At 67.5% G+C, this 21220-nt stretch carries 18 protein-coding genes, 2 rRNA genes and 1 riboswitch (1 of these 21 running past the window's edge); of the genes, 16 read left to right on the plus strand and 4 right to left on the minus strand.

The annotated features are described in order from the left end of the window. The 12 genes from OHS16_RS27465 to OHS16_RS27520 all read left to right on the plus strand — a co-directional run. Positions 1 to 1139 (plus strand): 23S ribosomal RNA (locus OHS16_RS27465) (it extends 1985 nt beyond the left edge of the window). A gap of 78 nt (positions 1140 to 1217) precedes the next feature. After that, positions 1218 to 1334 (plus strand): 5S ribosomal RNA (gene rrf / locus OHS16_RS27470). Between the two features lie 180 nt (positions 1335 to 1514). Continuing rightward, a complete protein-coding gene (locus OHS16_RS27475; protein ID WP_328539924.1) occupies positions 1515 to 2123 on the plus strand; it encodes a CDP-alcohol phosphatidyltransferase family protein in 609 nt (202 codons plus the stop codon). Between the two features lie 112 nt (positions 2124 to 2235). After that, entirely contained in the window at positions 2236 to 4731 is a 2496-nt protein-coding gene (locus tag OHS16_RS27480) for a mannose-1-phosphate guanyltransferase (protein WP_328539925.1), read from the plus strand. Between the two features lie 96 nt (positions 4732 to 4827). Then, a complete protein-coding gene (locus tag OHS16_RS27485) occupies positions 4828 to 5751 on the plus strand; it encodes a DUF881 domain-containing protein (RefSeq protein ID WP_328539926.1) in 924 nt (307 codons plus the stop codon). Further along, complete coding sequence (locus tag OHS16_RS27490) at positions 5748 to 6080, plus strand: small basic family protein (RefSeq protein WP_023543062.1); 333 nt, start codon at positions 5748 to 5750, stop codon at positions 6078 to 6080. The genes OHS16_RS27485 and OHS16_RS27490 overlap by 4 nt, the downstream gene beginning before the upstream one ends. A 5-nt stretch (positions 6081 to 6085) precedes the next feature. Further along, on the plus strand, positions 6086 to 6955 hold the full coding sequence (locus tag OHS16_RS27495) for a DUF881 domain-containing protein (RefSeq protein WP_328539927.1): 870 nt from the start codon (positions 6086 to 6088) through the stop codon (positions 6953 to 6955). A 148-nt stretch (positions 6956 to 7103) separates the two neighbouring features. After that, entirely contained in the window at positions 7104 to 7982 is an 879-nt protein-coding gene (locus tag OHS16_RS27500) for an FHA domain-containing protein (RefSeq protein ID WP_328541009.1), read from the plus strand. Between the two features lie 17 nt (positions 7983 to 7999). Further along, positions 8000 to 8746, plus strand: a complete 747-nt coding sequence (ftsR, locus tag OHS16_RS27505; protein ID WP_328539928.1) for a transcriptional regulator FtsR — start codon at positions 8000 to 8002, stop codon at positions 8744 to 8746. Between the two features lie 53 nt (positions 8747 to 8799). Next, entirely contained in the window at positions 8800 to 9273 is a 474-nt protein-coding gene (locus tag OHS16_RS27510) for a bifunctional nuclease family protein (protein WP_033327106.1), read from the plus strand. 166 nt (positions 9274 to 9439) lie between these two features. Further along, complete coding sequence (locus tag OHS16_RS27515; RefSeq protein ID WP_328539929.1) at positions 9440 to 10033, plus strand: MerR family transcriptional regulator; 594 nt, start codon at positions 9440 to 9442, stop codon at positions 10031 to 10033. 56 nt (positions 10034 to 10089) lie between these two features. Beyond that, positions 10090 to 11565: a DNA polymerase IV gene (locus tag OHS16_RS27520; RefSeq protein ID WP_328539930.1), complete on the plus strand. Its 1476-nt coding sequence runs from the start codon at positions 10090 to 10092 to the stop codon at positions 11563 to 11565. Here OHS16_RS27520 and OHS16_RS27525 read toward each other — a convergent pair. After that, positions 11484 to 11858, minus strand: a complete 375-nt coding sequence (locus tag OHS16_RS27525; protein ID WP_328539931.1) for a PRC-barrel domain-containing protein — start codon at positions 11856 to 11858, stop codon at positions 11484 to 11486. The genes OHS16_RS27520 and OHS16_RS27525 overlap by 82 nt on opposite strands. A 113-nt stretch (positions 11859 to 11971) precedes the next feature. Next, a riboswitch (glycine riboswitch) is annotated at positions 11972 to 12069 on the plus strand. Positions 12070 to 12257: 188 nt separating this feature from the next. Between OHS16_RS27525 and gcvP the strand changes: the two genes are divergently transcribed. Beyond that, positions 12258 to 15143: an aminomethyl-transferring glycine dehydrogenase gene (gcvP, locus tag OHS16_RS27530; protein WP_328539932.1), complete on the plus strand. Its 2886-nt coding sequence runs from the start codon at positions 12258 to 12260 to the stop codon at positions 15141 to 15143. Positions 15144 to 15282: 139 nt separating this feature from the next. On the opposite strand, the gene OHS16_RS27535 is transcribed toward gcvP, so the two are convergent. Together OHS16_RS27535 and OHS16_RS27540 are read right to left on the minus strand one after the other, a co-directional pair. After that, positions 15283 to 15486, minus strand: coding sequence for a DUF5999 family protein (locus OHS16_RS27535; protein ID WP_328539933.1), 204 nt, complete (start codon positions 15484 to 15486; stop codon positions 15283 to 15285). A gap of 290 nt (positions 15487 to 15776) precedes the next feature. Next, positions 15777 to 16370, minus strand: coding sequence for a hypothetical protein (locus OHS16_RS27540; protein ID WP_328539934.1), 594 nt, complete (start codon positions 16368 to 16370; stop codon positions 15777 to 15779). A 505-nt stretch (positions 16371 to 16875) separates the two neighbouring features. Between OHS16_RS27540 and OHS16_RS27545 the strand changes: the two genes are divergently transcribed. Next, positions 16876 to 18396 carry a glutamate--cysteine ligase gene (locus tag OHS16_RS27545; protein WP_328541010.1) on the plus strand — a complete coding sequence of 507 codons (1521 nt, stop codon included), beginning with the start codon at positions 16876 to 16878 and terminating at the stop codon, positions 18394 to 18396. 302 nt (positions 18397 to 18698) lie between these two features. Continuing rightward, entirely contained in the window at positions 18699 to 19499 is an 801-nt protein-coding gene (locus OHS16_RS27550; RefSeq protein ID WP_443042702.1) for a CPBP family intramembrane glutamic endopeptidase, read from the plus strand. A gap of 108 nt (positions 19500 to 19607) precedes the next feature. On the opposite strand, the gene OHS16_RS27555 is transcribed toward OHS16_RS27550, so the two are convergent. Next, entirely contained in the window at positions 19608 to 20417 is an 810-nt protein-coding gene (locus OHS16_RS27555; RefSeq protein WP_328539936.1) for a PhzF family phenazine biosynthesis protein, read from the minus strand. A 150-nt stretch (positions 20418 to 20567) separates the two neighbouring features. Here OHS16_RS27555 and OHS16_RS27560 point away from each other — a divergent pair, with 150 nt between their 5' ends. Next, complete coding sequence (locus OHS16_RS27560) at positions 20568 to 21152, plus strand: PadR family transcriptional regulator (RefSeq protein WP_328539937.1); 585 nt, start codon at positions 20568 to 20570, stop codon at positions 21150 to 21152. Positions 21153 to 21220: the final 68 nt, after the last annotated feature.

The raw sequence follows: 21220 nt of genomic DNA on the forward strand, positions 1-21220 counted from the left end.
CGACTGTTTACTAAAAACACAGGTCCGTGCGAAGCCGTAAGGCGATGTATACGGACTGACGCCTGCCCGGTGCTGGAACGTTAAGGGGACCGGTTAGTGCGCTTTCGGGCGTGCGAAGCTGAGAACTTAAGCGCCAGTAAACGGCGGTGGTAACTATAACCATCCTAAGGTAGCGAAATTCCTTGTCGGGTAAGTTCCGACCTGCACGAATGGCGTAACGACTTCTCGACTGTCTCAACCATAGGCCCGGTGAAATTGCACTACGAGTAAAGATGCTCGTTTCGCGCAGAAGGACGGAAAGACCCCGGGACCTTTACTACAGTTTGATATTGGTGTTCGGTTCGGCTTGTGTAGGATAGGTGGGAGACTTTGAAGCGGCCACGCCAGTGGTTGTGGAGTCGCCGTTGAAATACCACTCTGGTCGTGCTGGATGTCTAACCTCGGTCCGTGATCCGGATCAGGGACAGTGTCTGATGGGTAGTTTAACTGGGGCGGTTGCCTCCTAAAGAGTAACGGAGGCGCCCAAAGGTTCCCTCAGCCTGGTTGGCAATCAGGTGTTGAGTGTAAGTGCACAAGGGAGCTTGACTGTGAGACCGACGGGTCGAGCAGGGACGAAAGTCGGGACTAGTGATCCGGCGGTGGCTTGTGGAAGCGCCGTCGCTCAACGGATAAAAGGTACCCCGGGGATAACAGGCTGATCTTCCCCAAGAGTCCATATCGACGGGATGGTTTGGCACCTCGATGTCGGCTCGTCGCATCCTGGGGCTGGAGTCGGTCCCAAGGGTTGGGCTGTTCGCCCATTAAAGCGGTACGCGAGCTGGGTTTAGAACGTCGTGAGACAGTTCGGTCCCTATCCTCTGTGCGCGTAGGAATATTGAGAAGGGCTGTCCCTAGTACGAGAGGACCGGGACGGACGAACCTCTGGTGTGCCAGTTGTCCTGCCAAGGGCATGGCTGGTTGGCTACGTTCGGAAAGGATAACCGCTGAAAGCATCTAAGCGGGAAGCCTGCTTCGAGATGAGTATTCCCACCTCCTTGAGAGGTTAAGGCTCCCAGTAGACGACTGGGTTGATAGGCCAGATGTGGAAGCCCGGTAACGGGTGGAGCTGACTGGTACTAATAGGCCGAGGGCTTGTCCTCAGTTGCTCGCGTCCACTGTGTTAGTTCTGAAATAACGAACAGCCGTGTCCATATCCGGTTTCGTTAATTTCATAGTGTTTCGGTGGTCATTGCGTTAGGGAAACGCCCGGTTACATTCCGAACCCGGAAGCTAAGCCTTTCAGCGCCGATGGTACTGCAGGGGGGACCCTGTGGGAGAGTAGGACGCCGCCGAACAATCATTGTGGGGAAGCCCCGCACCTTATGGTGCGGGGCTTTTCTGCGTTCCGGACCAGAATGCGAACACGGTTCTCTGCCACTCCTGTGTCATCGTCGCCACCCCTGTGCCGTCACCGTCGCCGGCTGAGGGTAAGGTCAGGGAGCATCGTTCGCACGTTCCTCACAGGAGGCCCCCGGGTGGAGGTCCAGGAGACCCGCGTTCAGACGGACCGGGTACTCACCATCCCCAACATCCTCAGCATGGCCCGCCTCGTCGGTGTGCCGCTCTTCCTGTGGCTGATCCTCCGCCCCGAGTTCGGTGGACCGAACAGCGACGGCTGGGCCCTCCTCGTGCTGATGCTCAGTGGGGTGAGTGACTACCTCGACGGGAAGCTCGCCCGGCGCTGGAACCAGATCAGTGCCCTGGGCCGGCTGCTCGACCCCGCCGCGGATCGCCTCTTCATTCTCTCCACCCTGGTCGGCCTCACATGGCGCGAGATCCTGCCCATTTGGTTGACCTCCGCACTATTGGCCCGCGAACTGATGCTTCTGGTGATGGTGGGAATCCTTCGCCGGCACGGCTATCCGCCTCCCCAGGTGAACTTTCTGGGGAAGGCGGCTACGTTCAACCTGATGTACGCGTTCCCGTTGTTGCTCCTCAGTGATCACAGCGGTTGGCTCGGCACCCTCGCGGCGATTCTTGGATGGGCGTTCGCAGGGTGGGGTACAACACTCTATTGGTGGGCAGGAGTCCTGTACGTGGTACAAGTCCGCCGACTGGTCAAGGCGGACGCAACAGCCGATTGAACTCGTCGATGCGCGCCGAGCAGCGTGGCCGGATAGCGTATGAGACGCAGGTGTCCTGACCGGACGGGTGACGTCGGCTGGACCGTGTCTCTTCAAGGAGGACGCTTCCGACATGAAGGCCGTCGTGATGGCTGGCGGCGAAGGCACGCGCCTTCGCCCAATGACCTCGAGTATGCCCAAGCCACTTCTTCCCGTGGTCAATCGACCGATCATGGAACACGTACTGCGGCTGCTCAAGCGGCATGGGCTCAATGAGACCGTCGTCACCGTGCAGTTTCTCGCCTCCCTGGTCAAGAACTACTTCGGCGACGGCGAAGAGCTCGACATGGAGCTCACCTACGCCAACGAGGAGAAGCCGCTCGGTACAGCCGGCAGCGTCAAGAATGCCGAAGAGGCACTCAAGGACGACACGTTTCTCGTTATCTCGGGCGATGCACTCACCGACTTCGACCTTACAGACCTGATCAATTTCCACAAGGAGAAGGGCGCACTGGTCACGGTGTGCCTGACCCGGGTGCCGAATCCGCTGGAATTCGGTATCACGATCGTCGACGAAGAAGGAAAGGTCGAGCGCTTCCTGGAGAAGCCGACCTGGGGTCAGGTCTTTTCGGACACGGTCAATACGGGCATCTATGTGATGGAACCCGAAGTCTTCAACTATGTCGAGGCCGATGCCTCCGTCGACTGGTCGGGCGATGTATTCCCTCAGCTGATGAAGGAGGGGAAGCCGGTATACGGCTATATCGCCGAAGGCTATTGGGAGGACGTGGGCACGCACGAGAGCTACGTCAAGGCACAGGCCGACGTACTCGAAGGCAAAGTCGAGGTCGACATCGACGGCTTCGAGATGTCCCCCGGTGTCTGGGTCGCCGAGGGAGCCGAGGTGCACCCGGACGCAGTGCTGAGGGGGCCCCTCTTCATCGGTGACTACGCCAAGGTCGAAGCTGGCGTGGAGATCCGCGAGCACACGGTCGTGGGCTCCAACGTGGTCGTCAAATCCGGTGCCTTCCTGCATAAGGCGGTCGTCCACGACAACGTGTACGTGGGACAGCACAGCAATCTCCGCGGCTGCGTGATCGGCAAGAACACCGACATCATGCGGGCGTGCCGTATCGAGGACGGCGCGGTCATCGGCGACGAGTGTCTCGTCGGTGAGGAATCGATCATCCAGGGGAATGTGCGGGTCTACCCGTTCAAGACCATCGAGGCCGGCGCCTTCGTCAACACGTCGGTCATCTGGGAATCCCGTGGCCAGGCGCATCTCTTCGGCGCCAGGGGAGTCTCCGGCATTCTGAATGTGGAGATCACCCCTGAACTCGCGGTACGGCTGGCCGGTGCCTACGCGACCACTCTCAAGAAGGGCTCGACGGTCACCACCGCACGTGACCACTCCCGTGGCGCCCGCGCCCTGAAGCGTGCGGTCATCTCCGCTCTCCAGGCCAGCGCGATCGACGTACGGGACCTGGAGAACGTGCCGCTGCCCGTCGCGAGACAGCAGACCGCGCGGGGCAGCGCGGGCGGCATCATGATCCGTACGACCCCTGGTGTGCCCGACTCGGTGGACATCATGTTCTTCGACGAGCGCGGGGCCGACCTCTCGGCCGGCGGACAGCGCAAGCTCGACCGGGTGTACGCACGGCAGGAGTACCGCCGTGCGTTCCCCGGGGAGATCGGGGACCTGCACTTCCCTGCGAGTGTCTTCGACTCGTACACGGGTTCCCTGCTTCGCAATGTGGACACCACCGGCATCGCCGAAGCCGGTCTCAAGATCGTGGTCGACGCGACCAACGGAAGTGCCGGTCTGGTGCTGCCCAGTCTGCTGGGACGGCTCGGGGTGGACGCGCTCGTCATCAACCCCGGACTCGACGAGTCCCGGCCGACGGAGACCGCGGACAGCCGGAGGTCCGGTCTCGTCCGGCTGGGAGAGATCGTGGCGTCCGCACGTGCGTCGTTCGGCGTGCGATTCGACCCCGTGGGTGAACGGCTGTCTCTCGTCGACGAGCGTGGAAAGATCATCGAGGACGACCGGGCGCTGCTCGTGATGCTCGACCTGATAGCGGCCGAGCGGCGCAGTGGACGCGTGGCCCTTCCGGTCACCACTACGAGGATCGCCGAGCAGGTCGCCGCGTACCACGGGACCCAGGTGGAGTGGACCACGACATCACCCGACGATCTGACCCGGGTGGGCCGCGAGGACGGCACGATCTTCGGCGGGGACGGACGCGGTGGCTTCATCATCCCCGAGTTCAGCAGCGTCTTCGACGGCTCCGCAGCCTTCGTCAGACTGATCGGTCTGGTCTCGCGCACCCAGTTGACGGTCAGTCAGATCGATGCGCGTATCCCTCGGGCCCATGTACTGCGTCGCGACCTGGCAACTCCCTGGGCCGTCAAGGGTCTGGTGATGCGCACCGTGGTGGAGGCCGCCGCCGACCGGTCGGTGGACACCACCGACGGGGTGCGGGTCGTGGAGCCCGACGGACGGTGGGTGATGGTGCTGCCGGCTCCGGCCGAGGCTGTCACTCATCTGTGGGCAGAGGGCCCCGACGACGCGTCCGCGCAGGCACTGCTCGACGAGTGGTCGGCAGTGGTGGAGAGCGCAGGTCACTGACGTCGCGACGGTGTGCCGGGCAGGGCGGTTCAACGCCTCCGGCACACCGGTGGGGCCATTGGGTACCAGTGGCCGCGACGTGCGACGATGTGCGGCATGTCGCAGCAGCCCCCCATTCGGAGCACACCATCGCCGCCCAGGCGTCCCGATGCGTCGATGTCGCTGCTGAACAACGTGATGGACCACAGCCTCGACGACGGGTATGCCGAGGCGACCGCGCGGCGTGCGGCCGCGGGCCAGGCGGGGGTGCCGAGGCCGCTCCGGGCCAAGCTGGGTCTCGCCGCGGGCCTGGTGCTCGCGGCGGTCGTCGTGACGGTCGGTGCCGCGCAGGCCCGGGTGGCAGCCCCGGTGGTGGCCAAGGAGCGCCAGGAGCTCATCGACCGGGTGGGGTCGGAGACCCGGTCGGCTGACGAGGAGCAGAAAAAGGTCGACGCGCTCCGTGACGAGGTGAGTGAGCGGCAGCGCAGGGCACTTCAGAAGCTCGGCGGTGATCAGGGTGGTCTGGTCGCGCTGCTCTCCGGGGCCACCGCGGTGCACGGCCCCGGCGTGAAGCTGGTGATCGACGACGCGAAGGACACCGACGAGAGCGGCGGCGGCGGGCCCAGGGAGACGAGCGGGTTCTCCGATACCGGCCGGGTGCGGGACCGGGACATGCAGCAGTTCATCAACGGGCTGTGGCAGTCGGGCGCGGAGGCCGTCGCCATCAACGGGCAGCGTCTGACGGCCCTGTCGGCCATCCGCGCGGCCGGTGACGCCATACTGGTCGACAACAGGCCGCTGGTACCGCCGTACACGGTGCTCGCGGTGGGGGACGGGAAGCACTTGAGCTCGGAGTTCCAGGACAGCGCAGGCGGACAGTTTCTGCAGGTGCTGAAGGACAGTTACGGCATCCGCACCAGCATCTCCGTCCAGGGCGAGGTGCGCCTTCCGCCGGCCGCCAGTCTGATCGTACGTACAGCACAGCCGAAGGCCGCCGGCACCGACAAGGGCGCGGCCGACACAGGGAAGGGCACATCGTGATCGCCGTACTGGGCCTCGTCGTGGGAGTCGTGGTCGGACTGTTGGTCCGGCCCGAAGTGCCGGCGGTGGTCGAGCCCTATCTGCCGATCGCCGTCGTGGCGGCCCTCGACGCGGTGTTCGGTGGCCTGCGGGCCATGCTCGACGGGATCTTCGTGGACAAGGTCTTCGTGGTGTCCTTCCTGTCGAACGTCGTCGTGGCGGCCCTGATCGTCTTCCTCGGCGACAAGTTGGGAGTCGGGGCGCAGCTCTCCACGGGTGTGGTGGTGGTGTTCGGCATCCGGATCTTCTCCAATGCCGCGGCCATTCGACGGCACGTATTCCGGGCGTGAGGCATATGAGCAACGACGAAACACCTGAGGAGAAGCCGGCGCGGACGCCTGCCGAGCCGGATGCCGGGGAAGCCGGCCGGCCGGCCGCGGCCGGTCCCGAGCCGACTTCGCCCGAGGCCGGTCCGGCCGAAGGGGCTTCGGCGGCCGGCGGCGGCCCGACGGGCCGCCAGCGTCTGATGGCCGGACTGTGGCCGCCGCGCGTCTCGCGGGCACAGCTCATCGTCGCGCTGCTGCTGTTCGTGCTCGGCCTGGGGCTGGCGATCCAGGTCCGGTCCAACAGTGACAACAGCGCGTTGCGCGGGGCGCGTCAGGAGGACCTGGTCCGGATTCTCGACGAGCTCGACAACCGTACCCAGCGCCTGGAGGACGAGAAGCAGAGTCTCCAGAGCCAGCGCACCGAGCTGGAGAGCAGTTCGGACCAGGCCGAGGAAGCCCGTAAGCAGACCCGTGAAAAGGCGCGTCAGCTCGGCATCCTGGCGGGAACCGAGGCCGCGCAGGGGCCCGGCATCACCCTCTCCATCGACGACCCGCACGGCACGGTCGAGGCGGACATGCTGCTCGACACGATCCAGGAGCTGCGCGCAGCCGGTGCCGAAGCCATCCAGATCAACAACATCCGGGTGGTGGCCGACACGTACTTCGCCGATCAGGGCGGTGGTATCCGGGTGGACGGCCAGAAGGTCAGTGCGCCGTACACCTTCAGGGTGATCGGCAAGCCCGAGGATCTGGAGCCTGCGCTCAACATCCCCGGCGGAGTCGTGCAGACTCTGGAGAAGGAGCAGGCCACCGCCACCGTGACGCGGGCCGACAAGGTGGTTGTGGACGCCTTGCGACCGGCGAAGCGGCCTGACTACGCTCGGTCGTCCTCGCCGTGAGGCTGTGGCGCATGAGGGTCGTGGGACGAGGGCATGAGGTTGCGGGGGGTCGCCGCACCGTAAGCGTGGTACGTGGTGGAAACTGTCTGAGGGATGCGGACGTTGTAGGGATGTCCGGTTCGGCAGGTGTGTTCATTGAGAGTTCGTCCTGCCCCACGGGCGGGTCTGTTTCGGTCAAGGGGAATCGCCCGTGAAGTTGTTTGGGAAGTTGTTCGGCAAGAGTGCCCGCCAGGACAGTGCCAACAGCACTGCCCGGCACCGCGCCCCGCGTGCCGCGGAAGGCGAGGACCAGGGCGGCGAACGTCCGCTGTTCCGCGATGAGATCGGCCGTCCCGGCGGTGACATTTCGGGTGATCGTGGCGCGTCGTCTGTTGACCCCTCCGGTCAGGGGCGCATAGGTTCTGGGGAAGCATCAACCTCAAGTACGGGTCGAGGGTTGAGCTCTGATCCGTACGCAACCAGTGCCCATGCCGGGCAGTCGCGGCAGGAGGATGCGTCCATGCCGGTTTGTACGAGGTGCGGCCATCGCAATGCCGAGGCCAGCCGGTTCTGCTCCAACTGCGGGGCTCCGCTGCGCGCCGGGGTACCCGAGCGGCCGTCCGAGACCACCTCGACGATCTCCATCTCGGGTCTTGAGGCGTACGAGGCGGAGGCGACAGGACAGACCGCCTCTCCTTCGCTCTCTCCGGAGGCGCAGGCGGCCGTCGATGCCCTTCCGCTCGGTTCGGCGCTCCTCGTGGTGCGCCGGGGCCCGAACTCCGGCAGCCGCTTCCTGCTGGACGGTGAGCTCACCACAGCGGGCCGTCATCCGCAGAGCGACATCTTCCTCGACGATGTGACCGTCTCCCGGCGCCATGTGGAGTTCCGCAGGGGTGCCGACGGCGGATTCACCGTCTCGGATGTCGGCAGTCTGAACGGCACGTACGTCAACCGTGAGCGCATCGACTCCGTCGCTCTCGCGAACGGCGACGAGGTGCAGATCGGAAAGTACCGGCTGGTCTTCTACGCGAGCCAGCGGGGCGTGTGACCCCTCAGGGAAGGTCCATGCTGCAATCATCGACGGACGGCGGTGCCGGCCACGGCGCCGCCGCCGCGGACGACCGGCTGGTGAGCATCGGTACGGTGCTCAGCCTGCTCAGGGACGAGTTTCCCGAGGTCACGATCTCCAAGATCCGCTTCTTGGAGGCCGAGGGCCTGGTCGAGCCGCAGCGCACATCGTCCGGCTATCGCAAATTCGGCCCGGCCGACATCGAGCGGCTCGGGCAGGTCCTGCGCATGCAGCGGGACCACTATCTGCCGCTCAAGGTCATCCGTGACCACCTCGACGCGCTGGGGCGCGGGGAGCAGGTGCAGCTGCCTGCCCCTGGCACGGCCTCCGGGCTGCCCGACGACGCGCCGGAGGACGGAATCCAGGACTCGACCGCCGCCGTGCTCGGCAGGGACGAGCTGCTGGCTGCCGCCGAGGTCGGCAGCGCCGATCTCGGGGAGTGGGAGTCCTACGGGCTGATTTCCGCGGTGCCGGAAGGCGGCTATGACGCCGAAGCGGTGAACGTCGCCAGGCTTCTGGCGGAGCTGGGCCGGTTCGGTCTTGAACCGCGGCATCTGCGCGCAATGAAAGCCGCAGCCGACCGTGAGGCGGGGCTGATCGAGCAGGTCGTCGCACCGCTGCGCCTGAACCGGAATCCGCAGACCAGAGAGCATGCGAAGGTGACCACGAAGGAGCTCGCGGCGCTGACCGTACGGCTCCACGCCGCGCTGGTGCAGACGTCTCTGAGGGTCCGGTTGTACTGATCACGGAGGTGCCCGACTACCCAAACCTGCCGGGCACGTCCTAGGGTTGCTGTGTGAACGAGCTCGACGTTGTGGGTGTCCGGGTGGAAATGCCCTCCAACCAGCCGATCGTGCTCCTGCGTGAAGTGGGAGGCGACCGGTATCTCCCTATTTGGATCGGCCCGGGTGAAGCGACCGCGATCGCCTTCGCCCAGCAGGGCATGGCTCCAGCCAGGCCGCTGACGCACGACCTTTTCAAGGATGTCCTCGAAGCGGTCGGCCAGGAGCTCACCGAAGTGCGCATCACCGACCTGCGTGACGGGGTCTTCTACGCGGAGCTGGTCTTCGCGAGCGGAGTCGAGGTGAGTGCCAGGCCGTCGGACGCCATAGCGCTTGCCCTGCGCACCGGGACCCCGATCTACGGAAGTGACGGGGTGCTCGACGACGCGGGAATCGCCATCCCGGACGAGCAGGAGGACGAGGTGGAGAAGTTCCGTGAGTTCCTCGACCAGATCTCACCGGAGGACTTCGGGACCAACAGCCAGTGACGCTCCGGCCGGGGTAGTCAGCGCATCCGGCAAGCCGTTCCCCACCGGGGTTCGCGGCAAACCACTCTCAGGGTGATTATCACTCGGCGTGCCGAGTGTGGCGATCGTTGACGCACCCCGAGTGACTGCCTACCTTCGAGAAGGCAGGTCAAGGACGGAGGTCGGCGTGAGAAGCACCGGCGACAGCACGGCAGGGGGCGCCCCCGGGCGGAGCCTGGGGGAGAGCGGGCCGTATCCGCTTCACGGCTCAGCAGCCGAACCCACGACCGACACCGTCGGCTACCGGGGGCCGACGGCGTGTGCCGCCGCGGGCATCACCTACCGGCAGCTCGACTACTGGGCGCGCACCGGACTGGTCGAGCCGAGCGTGCGTCCTGCGCACGGCTCCGGCAGCCAGCGCCTCTACAGCTTCAAGGACGTGGTCGTCCTCAAGGTCGTGAAGCGGTTCCTGGACACCGGTGTGGCCCTGCAGAACATCCGCACCGCGGTACAGCACCTCCAGGACCGTGATGCGGGGGACCTCGACCGGGTGACGCTGATGAGCGACGGTGCGACCGTCTACGAGTGCACCTCGCCCGATGAAGTGGTCGGACTGCTCCAGGGCGGCCAGGGGATCTTCGGGATCGCCGTCGGAGTGGTGCTCAGCGACGTGCAGGCCGCCCTGTCCCAGCTGCACGGCGAACGCATCGACACCGGCGAGACCCTCATCGGGCACAACCCCGAGGACGAACTGGCCAGGAGACGCAACCGGGCCGTCTGAGCCGCCCAGCTGCGCCGTGGCCCGATTGTCAGTGCGGTAGGGCAGCATCTGATGGTGTGAGAGCCGTTCCGACCATCCTGCATCTGGACATGGATGCCTTCTTCGCCGCCGCGGAGCAGGCGTCCAAGCCGAGCCTGCGCGGGAAACCGGTGGTCGTCGGCGGTCTCGGGCCCCGCGGGGTCGTCTCCACCGCCTCCTACGAGGCACGGCGCTTCGGTGTCCATTCCGCGATGCCGATGGCCCAGGCCCGGCGGCTCTGCCCGAACGCGGCCTATCTGGTGCCCCGCTTCGCCCTGTACCGGGACGTGAGCAACCAGGTGATGGAGCTGCTGGGGCGGCTCTCCCCGCTGATCGAACCGCTGAGCCTCGACGAGGCCTTCGTCGACCTGGAAGCGGGGGGCGCGGCCGACGACACGGCATCGGCGCGGCGGGTCGGTGAGCAGCTGCGGCGGGACATCCTGACGGTCACCGGGCTCAGCGGGTCGGTCGGGCTGGCGGGCTCCAAAATGCTGGCCAAGATCGGCTCCGAGCGGGCCAAGCCGGACGGCCTGGTGCTCATCGAACCGGGCACGGAGCGCGAGCTGCTGGCCCCGCTCACGGTGCGGACGCTGCCGGGCGTCGGTCCCGCCACCGGAGAACATCTGCGGAGGGCCGGGATGACGACGGTCTCCCACCTCGCGGAAGCAGGCGAGGACGAACTGGTGCGCCTGCTCGGCAAGGCGCACGGCGGGTCCCTGTACCGGATGGCGATCGGGTACGACGACCGCCCCGTGGTCGCCGAGCGGGACACCAAGTCGGTCTCTGTGGAGGACACCTTCGACGTCGACCTGCATGACCGGGTCAGGGTGCGCCACGAGGTGGGGCGGCTCGCCGACCGGTGCGTGGAGCGGCTGCGCGCCGCCGGACGGTCCGGAAGGACCGTCGTACTCAAAGTCCGGAGATATGACTTCTCAACCCTGACGCGCTCGGAGACCCTTCGCGGCCCGACCGACGATCCTGCAGTCGTGCGGGAGGCCGCTGCGCGGCTGCTGGAGCCGGTGGACACCACCGGAGGGGTCAGGCTGCTCGGGGTGGGGGTCACCGGGCTCGCCGACTTCACCCAGGAGGATCTGTTCGCCCAGGCGGCGACCGAGCGCGCCGCCGGACGGGAGCACGATGCGGATGCGGACTCTGCCGGCCCCGCCGACGTGCCGGACCTGGAGCCCGATCCGCCCACCCGGCGCCGTTGGCTCGCCGGGCATGATGTGCGCCACAGCGAGTACGGAGCCGGGTGGGTGCAGGGGAGCGGTGTGGGGCGGGTGACGGTGCGCTTCGAGGAGCCGGGCTCGTCCGCGCCCGGCCGGGTCCGGACCTTCGGCGTGGACGATCCCGATCTGGAGCCGTCCGACCCCTTGCCTCTGGTACAGGCACCGCCGGTACACGCAGCAGCGCAGCCCGCGCCCGCGGAGGATCAGCTCTCGTCGCCGGCCAGCCGGCCGAAGTCCCGGTCGGGGGGCGGCGGAGAAGCCGGCGCCGATACATCGAGTCCGTAGTGGTGACAGAGCTGGAGTTCCTGCTCGGGGGACAGGTGGCGGCCGACTCCGAAGTCCGGAGCGTCCTTGATCAGAGACCGGTCGAAAGGCACCCGAAGCGCTTCCTGCACCATTTCGCTGGGAGCCAGCGGGACGAAGGCGTCCCGGCTGAACAGGCCGGTGCGGACTGCGGCCCACTCCGGCACTCCGGTGGCGTCATCGAGGTAGACCTCGTCCACCGTGCCTATCTTGTCGCCGTTGCGGTCGAACGCCTTGCGGCCTATCAGGTTGCGCGGATCGATGTCGGTCTGCACGGTCCCTCCAACTGGTCGCAACTGCTGCGTACCCCTACAGAAGTGCAGATCCGGGGCTTCGGCCACTCGAGCGTGCCGCGATCTGCCGCGCTGGTAGGCTGGCTAGCGGCTACTGACCCCACGCGGGAGAGTCCCCGGAGGAAGTCTCCGCGGGCGCCGAAGGAGCAAATCCTCCCCGGAATCTCTCAGGCACACGTACCGCGCGGACGAGGTCACTCTGGAAAGCAGGGCGGGCACCGGGCGGGTACGGCCGGGACCCTTCCTCACCGACGGTGAAAATCGGCGCCTCGCAGCACGGGCCGGTGAAACTCTCAGGTTGAGATGACAGAGGGGGAGGCCGTCCGGGTACCCGTGCCGTGGTACCTCTCGCAGGTCGCATCGACCAGGAGGCCTCCCAACATGACCGCCGACCGCATTCCGCTCTCCCGGCTCGAGCGTGGCATCCCCTTCGAACAACGCCATATCGGACCCGACGCCGGGGCCCAGGCCAAGATGCTGGCCCACGTCGGCTACGGCTCGCTGGACGAACTCACAGCCGCGGCGGTGCCCGAAGTGATCAAGAGCGCGGAGGCGCTGCGGCTGCCCGAGGCCCGCACCGAGGCCGAGGTGCTCGCCGAGCTGCGCTCGCTCGCCGACCGCAACCGGGTGCTCGCACCGATGATCGGCCTCGGCTACTACGGCACCTTCACCCCTCCGGTCATCCTGCGCAACGTCATGGAGAACCCGGCCTGGTACACCGCCTACACGCCGTACCAGCCGGAGATCTCGCAGGGCCGGCTCGAGGCGCTGCTCAACTTCCAGACGGTGGTCGCCGACCTGACCGGGCTGCCCACATCCGGTGCCTCCCTGCTTGACGAGGGCACGGCGGCGGCCGAGGCGATGTCGCTCGCACGCCGGGTCGGCAAGGTCAAGAACGGTGTCTTCCTGGTCGACGCCGACGCGCTGCCGCAGACCCTGGCCGTGATCGAGACCCGCGCCGAACCGGCCGGGGTCGAGGTCGTTGTCGCCGACCTGAGCGACGGCATCCCGGCTGAGGTTGCCGAGCGCGGTGTCTTCGGTGTTCTGCTGCAGTACCCGGGGGCCTCCGGCCGCGTACAGAACATCAAGCCCGTCATCGAGCAGGCGCAGCGGCTCGGCGCGATCGTCACCGTCGCTGCCGATCTCCTCGCGCTGACCCTGCTCACCTCGCCCGGCGAGCTGGGGGCCGACATCGCCGTGGGCACCACCCAGCGCTTCGGTGTACCGATGGGCTTCGGCGGCCCGCACGCCGGGTTCATGGCGGTGCGCGAGAAGTTCGCGCGAAATCTGCCGGGCCGGCTGGTGGGTGTCTCCGTGGACGCCGACGGCAACAAGGCGTACCGGCTGGCGCTCCAGACCCGTGAGCAGCACATCCGCCGGGAGAAGGCCACCAGCAACATCTGTACGGCGCAGGTGCTCCTCGCCGTGATGGCAGGGATGTACGCGGTCTACCACGGTCCCGACGGTCTCCGCGAGATCGCCCGCCGGACCCACCGCTACGCGGCGATCCTCGCCGGGGGGCTCCGCGCCGCCGGCGTCGATGTCGTGCACGGCGAGTACTTCGACACCCTGACCGTACGGACCGGCGGGAAGGCCGACCAGGTCGTCGCCGCGGCCCGTGAGGGCGGTGTCAACCTGTACCGCGTGGACGCCGACCTGGTCTCGGTCTCCTGCGACGAGACCACGACACGCGTCCAGCTGGCTGCCGTCTGGTCCGCCTTCGGAGCGGACGGCGACGTCGAGGCGCTCGACGAGCGGACTGCAGACGCGCTGCCCGCGGAACTGCTGCGCCGGGACACCGTCCTCACCCACCCGGTCTTTCACCAGCACCGCTCGGAAACCGCCATGCTGCGCTATCTGCGCAAGCTCGCGGACCGGGACTACGCGCTGGACCGCGGCATGATCCCGCTCGGCTCCTGCACGATGAAGCTGAACGCGACCACCGAGATGGAGCCCGTCACCTGGCCCGAGTTCGGCGCGATGCACCCGTTCGCACCGGTCGACCAGGCACAGGGCTACCTGACGCTCATCCACGAGCTGGAGGAGCGGCTCGCCGAGGTGACCGGATACGACAAGGTCTCGCTGCAGCCCAACGCGGGCTCACAGGGCGAGCTCGCCGGTCTTCTCGCCGTACGCGCCTACCACCGGGCCAACGGCGACACAGGACGCACCGTCTGTCTCATCCCGTCGTCGGCGCACGGCACCAACGCCGCCAGCGCGGTGATGGCCGGCATGAAGGTCGTGGTCGTCAGGACCCGCGAGGACGGCGACGTCGACGTCGAGGACCTGCACGCCAAGATCGCGCAGCATGCGGACGAGCTGGCCGTCCTGATGGTCACCTACCCCTCGACGCACGGTGTCTTCGAGGAGCACATCACCGACATCTGCGCCGCGGTGCACGACGCCGGAGGCCAGGTCTACGTCGACGGTGCCAACCTCAACGCGCTGGTGGGTCTGGCCAAGCCGGGCAAGTTCGGCTCGGACGTGTCGCACCTCAATCTGCACAAGACCTTCTGCATTCCGCACGGCGGTGGTGGCCCGGGCGTCGGTCCCGTCGGCGTGCGCGCGCACCTGGCGCCGTATCTGCCGAACCACCCGCTCCAGCCGTCCGCGGGCCCCGAGACCGGCATCGGTCCGATCTCGGCCGCGCCGTGGGGCTCCGCGGGCATACTGCCGATCTCCTGGGCGTACGTGCGGCTCATGGGCGGCGACGGCCTCAAGCGGGCGACCCAGGTGGCCGTGCTGGCTGCCAACTACATCGCCAAGCGTCTGGAGCCGCACTACCCGGTGCTCTACACCGGGCCGAACGGCCTGGTCGCACACGAGTGCATCGTGGATCTGCGGCCGCTCACCAAGTCGACCGGGGTGAGCGTCGACGACATCGCCAAGCGCCTCATCGACTACGGCTTCCACGCCCCGACCATGTCGTTCCCGGTGGCCGGCACGCTGATGATCGAACCGACCGAGAGCGAGGACCTCACCGAGCTCGACCGGTTCTGCGACACGATGATCGCGATCCGCGGCGAGATCGAGAAGGTCGCTTCGGGTGAGTGGGCGGCGGAGGACAACCCGCTGGCCAACGCCCCGCACACCGCTGCCGCGCTCGGCGGTGACTGGACGCACTCCTACAGCCGTGAGGAGGCGGTCTTCCCCGCCGGGGTGTCGCCCGCCGACAAGTACTGGCCGCCGGTGCGCCGTATCGACGGGGCGTTCGGAGACCGTAATCTCGTCTGCTCCTGCCCGCCGCTGGACGCGTACGACGCCTGACGCACATGCGGGAGGGCCGGTTCGGGGATGTCTCCCGGGCCGGCCCTTCGTCGTCTCCGGCAGCCTCGGTGCTGCCGGATGGGTGCTCAGCGGTTGTCGGGTGCCGTCCGTGCGGGCGGTGCCGCTCCGGGGGCGCCCGTCAGGCGGCGGTCGCGAGCCCCGCGGTCAGCGGGCGGTGCGGAGCGATGATCTGCCCGTCCGGCAGCAGCTCGCCGGTGTCCTCGAAGACGAGGACGCCATTGCACAGCAGGCTCCAGCCCTGCTCGGGGTGGTGCGCCACGAGGACCGCGGCCTCCCGGTCGGCGGAGTCGGCTGACGGGCAGGATGGCTGGTGCTGGCACATGGATGCGTTCTTTCGCTGCGTTGTGGTGAGTGTCCTGCGGCTCGATGTCGATGTCATGGCCGCCCCCCGTATCAGTCGGTCGGTCCCAGTGTTGCCCCACGGGCGCCAATCCGCAGGGATTTCGCGGCAGCACTTGCTACAGCTTGAGGACGCATCACCCGTGCGGACGGTTCAACCCAACTCCGGTTTCTCTTCGGGTGGTTCCGGGTGACCCGACCGGGCTAGTCCGATGGGCGAGAAAGCCCCGTGACTCGAACGGGGTCACGGGGCGCACCGGCAGCCGGTGGTGATCAGGCAGGAGAACCGAGCAACGGGGACTGCTTCAGGCGTAGCGTCATCACGGGCAGCAGTTCGGACACCCGGTGCGGGCGGTGCGCGGCGATCCCGGGCGGCGCGGGCGCGAGCGGCACCAGCAGGTCCGTGGGCGCCGGCGTGGAACCGGGGTCGGATGCGTCGGACCCGGTGTCGGCGTGCAGCCAGAGCGTCATCATGTACAGCTGGGGGACGGACAGCAGCCTCGGCTGGTAGGACTTGTTCATCGCCTCGGCCTGCCGCAGGGCGTTCTCGGTGGCAGCGATGTAGGGCCCCTCGAAGAAGTGCGAGAAGGTCCAGCCATCGGCAGTGAGCTTGGCGTCGGCGGCGGCCACCGCCCGCTCACCGCTGCGGATCAGGAAGCGCCAGCTGGTCAGCCGGGTGCGCGGGGACTCATCGCTCGCCAAGATGCCGTCCAGTACGTGCACCGGAAGGGCGGAGTCAGGGGCCAGCGGCCCCTGGGCGGAGCGAAGGGCAGGAGTTCGGGCCTCGCGGACGGCAGTGGGTGAATCGAGTGCCGCGAGGACGCTGCGCAGGGCCGGCGCGGGGGCCGGAGGGATGGAAAGCGGCATAATGGTGGGTCGCCTCTCGCTTCGGAGACACGGTGATGCACGGGCAGTGCGGACGGCGCTGTCAGCTTGCGGGGCCTGAGGGGGGCCGGGCGGCCAGGAGGAAGGTGCGTCCTCCGCGGGCCGGGGCGTCAACTCTCTGCCTTGTTCGCGGAGTTTATACGACGCGTGTTCAGAAAATGTTTCGGCTAGCTGACGTGGATATTGCAAGCAAGTGTGTATTCGGACTTTCTCTTGTACAGAATCTCCCGATTTAGCTTGCGTGCAGGTCTGTGACCTGAAGGGCTCCGGCGTGAGTGGTAGGCCGAAACACGTCGGCGTTTTCGCCGCTTCCGCGGATTCGGTATCTGCACCCGCTTCATGCCGATCGCATGTGCCACATGCCATCCGGAGTCACCCTACCCGGCGCGGGCCGGCCGTGGGGAGTTACGGATCAACGAGTCTGGGCATTATCGACGGTGACATGAACGCCGATTACGTGACCGCAGGCTCGAGGAGGGACGCTTCGATGGGGGAGAAGGTCGAGGCAGGCGGAGTGGACCCGTCCGATCGGCAGCGGTACCGGAGGAAGCTCCAGCAATGTCTTGCCGGTCTCGGGCGGCTGCTCGACGAGAAGAGCTTCGACCGGCCGAAGAATCTCATGGGCCTGGAGATCGAACTTAATCTCGCCGGTGCCGACGGTATGCCGCGGATGATGAATGCGGAGGTGCTGGACCGCATCGCCAGCCGGGATTTCCAGACGGAACTCGGGATGTTCAACCTGGAAGTAAATATCGTTCCGCACCGTCTGGGGGGCCAGGTCTTCGACCAGCTGGCGGAGGAGCTGCGCACCGGTCTCGGCTACGCCCACAGAAAGGCGAGTGAGGTGGACGCGGGCATCGTGATGATCGGAATTCTGCCGACGCTCGCACAGCATGATCTCGTCTCGGCGAACCTTTCGGATGTCGACCGCTACACCCTGCTCAACGATCAGATGCATGCTGCCCGTGGCGAGGACTTCCTGCTCGACATCCAGGGTGTCGAGCGGCTGACCTGTACGTCTTCCTCCATCGCCCCCGAAGCGGCCTGCACCTCCGTGCAGTTGCACCTCCAGGTCACCCCGGCCCGGTTCGCCGACGTGTGGAACGCTGCGCAAGCCATCGCTTCGGTACAGGTGGCCGTCGGCGCGAACGCGCCGTTCCTGTTCGGCAAAGAACTGTGGCGGGAGTCCAGGCCGCCGCTCTTTCTGCAGGCCACCGATGTTCGCCCGCCCGAGTTCCGGGCCCAGGGGGTGAGGCCGCGTACCTGGTTCGGCGAACGCTGGATCGAATCGGCCTACGACCTCTTCGAGGAGAACCTCCGTTACTTCCCGCCGCTGCTGCCGATGTGCGACGAGGAGGAACCCCTGCGGGTGCTGGACGACGGCGGCGTACCCCGCCTGGCGGAGCTCGTCCTGCACAACGGCACCGTCTACCGCTGGAACCGCCCGGTCTACGACCTCACCGACGGCGTTCCGCATCTGCGTGTGGAGAACAGGGTGCTGCCCGCCGGTCCCACGGTCACCGATGTCATCGCCAACGCGGCTTTCTACTACGGGCTGGTCCGGGCACTCGCCGACGAATCACGCCCGGTGTGGAAGCGTCTCCCCTTCGATGTCGCGGCGCGGAATTTCGACCGCGCCTGCCGCTACGGCATCGAGGCCGAACTCGAATGGCCCCGCCAGGGCCGTTCAGGAGGTGTGGTGCGGGTTCCGGCTGTGCAGCTCGTGCGCGACGAGCTGCTGCCGCTGGCGGCCGCCGGCCTGGATGCCTGGGGGATCGAGCCGGCCGACCGCGACCGCTACCTGGGTGTCATCGAGGCGCGGTGCAGGCGCCGGACGAACGGCGCGTCCTGGCAGGCGGAGACCTATCACCGGGCGCTGGAGGCCGGACTGGGCCGGGATGCGGCGCTGGCGGCCACCACCCGCCGCTACATGGAACTGATGCAGGAGGGTGAACCGGTGCATTCATGGCCGGTCGGATTTCCCGGCCCGTCGTCCGGGCGGATGTGACCCCTCCCCGCGGCGACGGTGGCGCGAACCGGCGGTCCGCAGGGGGAGTGTGCAGGCCCGGCCGGGGTCGCGAGGGTACGCAGACGGGGACCGGGTTCCCCTCGGCGCGTGGTCATCGGGCAAGCTATGACGTCCCATGCGGTGGCGTCTCCCTTCTGGACCGTTGACGCGGCAAGAGCGGAGCGCGCCAGCGAACCGGCGTCCGTACCACGGCCTGTCGCGCGCGGTCTTCGTACTTGCATTTCGAGACCCTGGCGGCGCGGCACCGAGGACGAGGCGCGATTGGCCAACTGGAGGCGGGCGTGCAGGCGGAGGCAGGGCGTGTGGCTGATTCTCTTCCCACCGAGGGGACTCCGCAGCGGTTCTTGCGGCCCGAGACGGTGCTGGTGCTGGCTCTCTCGCTCGGTGCGAGTGGCGTCTCGGCACTGATCAGTTTTGTCGGAGCGCTGACGAAACCAGGTGGGCTCAAGCATCAGGCCGCCCATCTCAATGGTTCATATGCCCCGGGCCGGCCATGGCTGGATCTGGCCTGGCAGCTGTTCGGTATCGCCACCGCGCTGGTGCCGGTCGCCCTGGTGGCGCATCTGCTGCTGCGTGAGGGATCGGGCCTGCGGGCGATCGGTTTCGATCTCACGCGCAGGCTGCCGGATCTCGCACGCGGGGCGCTGATCGCGGCGGGGATCGGGAGTGCTGGGCTGGCCTTCTATCTGGCGGCCCGGGCCTCGGGGTTCAACCTGACCGTAGTGCCGGAATCGCTGCCCGACGTGTGGTGGAGGGTCCCGGTGCTGATCCTCTCCGCGGTGCAGAACGCCGTGCTCGAGGAGGTGATCGTTGTCGGGTATCTGCTGCGCAGACTGGGACAGTTCGGATGGACACCGATGGCCGCGCTGCTGGCCAGCTCCCTGTTGCGCGGCTCCTACCACCTCTACCAAGGGATCGGCGGCTTCTTCGGCAACGTGGTGATGGGGGTGGTGTTCGTACTGCTCTACCGCCGCTGGGGCCGGGTCGGACCGCTGGTCGTGGCGCACTCGCTGCTCGACACGGGGGCTTTCGTGGGTTACGTGCTGCTGGCCGGGAAGGTGGGATGGCTCCCCACTGCCTGATGCTCCCCACTGCCTGATGCGTCCCACCGTCTGATGTTTCCCGCTGCCCGGGGGCAGCGCATGACCCCAGGGGCGTACGGCGCCCCCGCACGCCCCCGGGGTCCCTCTTCAGACCTGCAGTTCGCCGTCGATGACGGTGACCGCGGAGCCGGTGAGCAGGGTCCGGTCGCCGCGCAGCGTGGTCTTCACCAGACCGGAGCGGGCCGATGCCTGGAGGCCCGTGAGGCTGTCGCGCCCCAGCCTGGCGGACCAGAAGGGTGCGAGCGCCGTGTGGGCGCTGCCGGTCACGGGGTCCTCGTCGATGCCGACCCGGGGGAAGAAGCAGCGGGAGACGTAGTCGTAGCCCCGGCCGGGGTCGGCTGCGGGGGCGGTCGCGATGATGCCTCGTCCGGAGTGCGCGACCAGAGCGGCGAAATCGGGAGACAGCGAGCGCACCGCCTTCTCGTCCGTGAGTTCCACCAGCAGATCGCCGATGTGCGGACCGGTGTCCCGCACGGAGAGCACCTTTGCGCCCAGCGCATCCGCCAGGCCCTCGGGTTCCGGCTCTGGGGTGAGGGGCGCCGTCGGGAAGTCGAGAGTGATGGCGCCGTCCCGCTGAGCGGTGGCGGTGAGAATCCCGCAGCGCGCGGCGAAGCGCACGGTCCCGTCCGCCGCGCCCGTGGTGTTCAGGATGTGCGCCGTGGCGAGCGTGGCATGGCCGCACATGTCGACCTCGGTGGCCGGGGTGAACCAGCGCAGCGCCCAGTCGGCCGCTCCGCCGGCGGCGAGCGGGTGGGCGAAGGCGGTCTCGGAGAGATTCACCTCCGCCGCCACGTTCTGGAGCCACTCGTCGTCCGGGAAGGAGTCGAGCAGGAGAACCCCGGCCGGGTTGCCGGCGAAGGGGCGGTCGGTGAAGGCGTCGACGATTCGAATCCGCATGGCACGACCGTAGGCCGAGAAGAAAGCCGCAGGCCACGGCCAATCGGCTGGCATTGGACCGGTGCGCGGTCGAAGGGTGTTGCCAAACGAAAGGTACCGATATATCGTTGACGCATCGCGACAGATCAACGATGGAAGGAAGTGAGCGCGATGCGTTCCCATGGACATGGAAACGACGGTCCCGGCCATCGGGGTCGGGGTGATTTCGAGGGCCGGCGTGGTGCCTTCGGTCCGTTCGGACCGCCCTTCGGCGGCCCGTTCGGCGGGCGAGGCGGCAGGGGCGGCCCCAGAGGAAGGGCGCGGCGAGGTGACGTACGCGCGTCGATCCTGGCTCTGCTCAAGGACCGGGCCATGCACGGCTACGAGATGATCCAGGAGATCGGTGAGCGCAGCGGCGGGGCCTGGCGCCCCAGCCCGGGGTCCGTCTATCCGACGCTGCAGCTGCTCGAGGACGAAGGTCTGATCAGCAGTGCCAGTGAGGGCGGCAAGAAGCTGTTCACGCTGACCGAATCGGGGCGCACGGCGGCCGAAGAAGGGCCGGATGCCCCGTGGGAGGCCGCCGGGCGCGGTGGTGACTGGGACACGATCAACGAGATCCGGCAGGAGGGCTTCGGCTTGATGGAAGCGTTCGGTCAGGTCTGGAGGACCGGTACCCCGGAGCAGCGGCAGAAGGCGATCGCTCTGATCGGCGAGACCAGGAAGAAGCTGTATCTGATCCTGGCCGACGAGGCCTGACGACCGGCGCCGGGCAACCGGTGCGCCGGTGGCGCCCCACGGACTTCCGTGGGGCGCCGCTTTGTTGT

Source organism: Streptomyces sp. NBC_00344, assembly GCF_036088315.1.
GTDB lineage: Bacteria > Actinomycetota > Actinomycetes > Streptomycetales > Streptomycetaceae > Streptomyces.

Bases quoted from the DNA above. Each gene is read 5' to 3' on its own strand.
- gcvP (WP_328539932.1), top strand. From the start codon at position 12,258: ATGACCGCCGACCGCATTCCGCTCTCCCGGCTCGAGCGTGGCATCCCC.
- OHS16_RS27495 (WP_328539927.1), top strand. From the start codon at position 6,086: ATGAGCAACGACGAAACACCTGAGGAGAAGCCGGCGCGGACGCCTGCC.
- OHS16_RS27535 (WP_328539933.1), bottom strand. From the start codon at position 15,486: ATGTGCCAGCACCAGCCATCCTGCCCGTCAGCCGACTCCGCCGACCGG.
- OHS16_RS27560 (WP_328539937.1), top strand. From the start codon at position 20,568: ATGCGTTCCCATGGACATGGAAACGACGGTCCCGGCCATCGGGGTCGG.
- OHS16_RS27480 (WP_328539925.1), top strand. From the start codon at position 2,236: ATGAAGGCCGTCGTGATGGCTGGCGGCGAAGGCACGCGCCTTCGCCCA.
- OHS16_RS27540 (WP_328539934.1), bottom strand. From the start codon at position 16,370: ATGCCGCTTTCCATCCCTCCGGCCCCCGCGCCGGCCCTGCGCAGCGTC.
- OHS16_RS27485 (WP_328539926.1), top strand. From the start codon at position 4,828: ATGTCGCAGCAGCCCCCCATTCGGAGCACACCATCGCCGCCCAGGCGT.
- OHS16_RS27545 (WP_328541010.1), top strand. From the start codon at position 16,876: ATGGGGGAGAAGGTCGAGGCAGGCGGAGTGGACCCGTCCGATCGGCAG.
- OHS16_RS27555 (WP_328539936.1), bottom strand. From the start codon at position 20,417: ATGCGGATTCGAATCGTCGACGCCTTCACCGACCGCCCCTTCGCCGGC.
- ftsR (WP_328539928.1), top strand. From the start codon at position 8,000: ATGCTGCAATCATCGACGGACGGCGGTGCCGGCCACGGCGCCGCCGCC.